This window comes from Arthrobacter sp. JCM 19049, from assembly GCF_001310435.1.
Genome location: NZ_BAXF01000911.1, coordinates 1 through 575, shown reverse-complemented (window position 1 = coordinate 575; position 575 = coordinate 1). Strand labels below are relative to the sequence as shown.

Annotated in this window: 1 protein-coding gene; it reads left to right on the top strand. The window is 67.1% G+C overall.

Annotated elements, in window-relative coordinates:
• A partial coding sequence (locus tag JCM19049_RS17070) for an SDR family NAD(P)-dependent oxidoreductase (RefSeq protein WP_054822103.1) occupies window positions 1–575 on the top strand: 575 nt, incomplete at both ends.

The window sequence follows — 575 nt, the reverse complement described above, 5'->3', positions numbered from 1 at the left end:
CGACCGGGACGAGGCCGCGGCCAGCGCGGCCACGGCCGAGGTGGGCGGGGAATCATGGGTGGTGGATCTGTCCGACACCCGGGCGCTGGAGACCCTGGAGTTATCGGCGGACATCCTGGTCAACAATGCCGGGGTGCAGCGGGTCGCGCCGATCCATGAATTCGATCCGCAGGACTGGCGGCTGATCCACCGGTTGATGCTCGAGGCCCCGTTCCTGCTGATCCGAGCGGTGCTGCCGGGCATGTATGAGCGAGGTTTCGGGCGCATCATCAACATTTCCTCGGCCCACGGGCTGATTGGCAGCGCCTACAAGTCCGCCTACGTGGCCGCCAAGCACGGGCTGGAGGGGCTATCGAAGGTCACCGCTCTGGAAGGTGCACAGCACGGGGTCACCAGCAACTGCATCAACCCCGGTTATGTGCGCACCGCCCTGGTGGAGCGCCAGGTCGCCGACCAGGCCGCGGCGCACTCCATCCCCGAATCCGAAGTCATCGCCAAGGTGATGCTCACCGAAAGCCCGATCAAGCGCCTGGTGGAGCCCGAGGAGGTGGCCGAGCTGGCCGCATGGCTGGCCG